Source organism: Bathymodiolus azoricus thioautotrophic gill symbiont (genome assembly GCF_001298715.1).
Lineage (GTDB): Bacteria > Pseudomonadota > Gammaproteobacteria > PS1 > Pseudothioglobaceae > Thiodubiliella.
The window spans coordinates 1-3,034 of record NZ_CDSC02000277.1; the positions used below are offsets into that span (position 1 = coordinate 1).

At 34.8% G+C, this 3,034-nt stretch carries 4 protein-coding genes; all 4 read right to left on the reverse strand.

Annotation, left to right across the window (positions count from 1 at the left end; genetic code table 11):
• Nucleotides 1-258: 258 nt before the first annotated feature.
• The 4 genes from BAZSYMA_RS05395 to BAZSYMA_RS05410 are packed head-to-tail and all read right to left on the reverse strand — an operon-like array spanning nt 259 to nt 2,571.
• Complete coding sequence (locus BAZSYMA_RS05395; protein ID WP_090716453.1) at nt 259-525, reverse strand: hypothetical protein; 267 nt, start codon at nt 523-525, stop codon at nt 259-261.
• Between the two features lie 14 nt (nt 526-539).
• Nucleotides 540-1,007: a hypothetical protein gene (locus BAZSYMA_RS05400; RefSeq protein ID WP_090716455.1), complete on the reverse strand. Its 468-nt coding sequence runs from the start codon at nt 1,005-1,007 to the stop codon at nt 540-542.
• A gap of 35 nt (nt 1,008-1,042) precedes the next feature.
• Nucleotides 1,043-1,951, reverse strand: a complete 909-nt coding sequence (locus tag BAZSYMA_RS05405; RefSeq protein ID WP_090716457.1) for an MBL fold metallo-hydrolase — start codon at nt 1,949-1,951, stop codon at nt 1,043-1,045.
• 2 nt (nt 1,952-1,953) lie between these two features.
• Nucleotides 1,954-2,571 carry a DUF4395 domain-containing protein gene (locus BAZSYMA_RS05410; protein WP_090716459.1) on the reverse strand — a complete coding sequence of 206 codons (618 nt, stop codon included), beginning with the start codon at nt 2,569-2,571 and terminating at the stop codon, nt 1,954-1,956.
• Nucleotides 2,572-3,034 lie beyond the last annotated feature (463 nt).

The following is a 3,034-nucleotide window of genomic DNA, read 5'->3' on the forward strand; positions in this document are numbered from 1 at the left end:
TGTTCGTTAGTTGTATCAAGTTTGTAATTTAAAATGTTCATAAACACATAAAGTTTGGTTGGTTAATGAGGGGCTTGGTTGCCTGTTGTTTTTCACCTAATGGGTGAAACTGTTTTTTGGTTGAAATCATTATGCCAGTTGGGGTTTGTGTGTTTTTTTGGTTTTTATTTTTGGATTGGGGTAATGCGATTTAGAAAAGGCAAGGAATAGTGCATTTTTTTGTCCAAAATGGACAATTTATACGTCTCATAAATTGTGCTAAAGTTCTTGATGTTCTTTAGGGTGATTCTTAGGCTGACTTTCTGTTTCAGCGCTTGGGCAACCGTTGTGCAATTTCCACTTTTTCTCGTGACCAATCGCTTTTGCCCAACTGGGGGCTTCACATTCGGCAACAGATTTTTCTTGTGTTGCGGGCGGTGCTACTTCTTCTGATTTTGCACCCTCTTCAAAAAATCCAAATAATGCTGTGACACTAACGCTGGCAGTAAAAGCAGATATAGCAAATAATAATTTTAGTTTTTTCATAGTTCTCCTATCTTTTATTTATTTAATTCAGTTAATTGATATGCACCATGGCAAACAATACAATTTTGCATGATAATAGAAACTTGTTTTAATGAATGATTCGGATCTCTTTTTTCCACCGCATCGCTATATAATGTTTTAAATTGAGCGTGAATATTATTTGTCAGGCGCTTAAAGTTAATCGGCGTTTTGGCAATAATAGACAGTTGTTTTGCCCCTTTTGAATCGTCGATCAATTTTTTGGCAATACGAATCGTTTTATCTATATCTTTATCAGCAGCAGCACTAACAAGTTGTTGCATATTTGCTAACAATCCACGCATCTCGCCTAACACAAAATTTCGTTCACCTTTGGTTAAAACAATCGCTATTCGCCCATCTTTCGCTGTTATTACCGATCCAACTACGAATTGATAGCCAATCCCTGCCAAAATTAAAGACAACACCGTGATAATAGCCCACAATACCTTTATATTTTTCATCACTTTTTTCCTATTTATGCAAAAGTCTCCTATTGTTAATAATCAAACTCCATTTGCTCAAATACCCAGCCCGCATTTTTACCCGAAATACTCTCATAATTTTTTAAATAATGGAATTTTGATTGGTCAATATTGCTTATTTCTAATAAACTTCCATCTCTGTTTAAAATTTTAGCAACTTCTTTTTTTAAAAACAGCAAATATTCGTAGGTATCATGCGTTGCAGTTTCCAAAGTTGATGCTCTACCATGCCCTGGAATCAGAGTTTTTATGTCAAATTTTGCCATTTTTTCAAATACTTGCATCCAGCTTTGAAAATTCTTAGCAGGGCCGATACCTAACATCCTATCATTAAAAACAATATCCCCTGAAAACATAATTTTTTCACTAGGCATGTAAACAAAAATATCTCCCAATGTATGTGCACCACCCTGATAATAAAGCGCCAATTTGGTGTTACCTAACTCAATATTGTAACTATTTTTAAAAACTGTATCAGCAAAAACAGGGGTTGTTCCCTCTAAACTGTCGCCAATTAATCTGTCTAATCGGCTTATTTGGCTATTAACACGTATTTTTTGGTCTTTTCTTGCTTCTGCCGAACTAATAATAATAGCGCCCAATTTCTTAAAATAACCGTTACCTAGCCAACGATGATCTTGTCCGCCTGTGTTGATAACAATTTTAATCGGCTTATCAGTTATCTTTTGAATAATCTGATGAATTTGCTTTGCCCCTAAATAACTGGCACCCGAATCTATTAATATTACCCCTTCATCAGTTACAATAACGCCATGAGTTGAATTGTTACCTAAATTAGCTTGCGACCGTTGGGACAACTCACCTACCAATGCATATACATCAGGACTTATTTGTTGCACTTTCATTAAGGCTTGTGCAGTAAATGCGTTACCGAACAACATTAACCATATTATTATTTTCATCCTTATCCCCTTGCTAGAGTTGTAATAATATCACCAAATGCCAAATACAATAGCAACAATATTGATATAACAAATATCATTTTTTGCACCAAGTTAAGATATTGAATTGGCATTCTTGTTTTGTCTAAATCACAGGAATCACCAAGGCAATACTTTGCACTGTTTTGATGAAATATATTGTAAACCTTGCACCCTACACAAATACCAAATACTGCTTCAAAAAACAACAAACCTAAGCACAAGGCGCAAGTCAAAATATTAATGGGGCCACGAATATCGTTGAGCACCACCAGATAAAACATTGTTATTGCCAAGAAAAATCCAAATACCCATGCCCAGCGTTTTTGCGGTGCACCGACATACTCAGGGGTTTGATTGTTCACCATCCAACGAGCCATTATCATGGAAGGTGCATATTTTGGATTGATAAAAATACGAATAAAAAAATCAAACAAAAAAACCGACACCATTAACTTAGTTGGCTCGTTATTACCCGTTAAAAAACCGTTCATAAAGGCAATAAAAGCAAATAAAAATACGATTCCAGCAGCAGCTCGGACTTCTCGTTCGTTAAAAACAAGAATATCATAACCCGCTACTTTTTCACCAAATCTAAACATATTTTACAGTCCGTAAATACTTTATGCAAACTTGAATTCACATCATAAGTGCAACACTCGTTAGTCGGTCAAAAGGTATATTAGTTACTCTTTTAACCTGATGTAAATTCTCATCATAAACGCACCACTTAGTTTAACCGACTTGACCCTTTAAGTTAAGTCAAAGTCAAAAATACATTCAATCTTTGAATCTTTGAATTTGGGTTCAAAGATTAGCCAGTGTTTATAATCTTTGGTTTTTGCTTAAGAAAACAGGTGGATTATGCATAAACAACTAACCTTTGAACAAAGGCATTATATCAAGAAGTGGAGCGAAATGAAAGAGGCTACTGTACAAGCCCAAAAATAATTCATAAAAATACAATTTTCATTCACAAAGTAGTTATATTATTACTTTTTGAGACCTTTCCCTAATCCAAAAATAGAAATCAAAAAAACACACAAACCCCAACTGGCATAATGA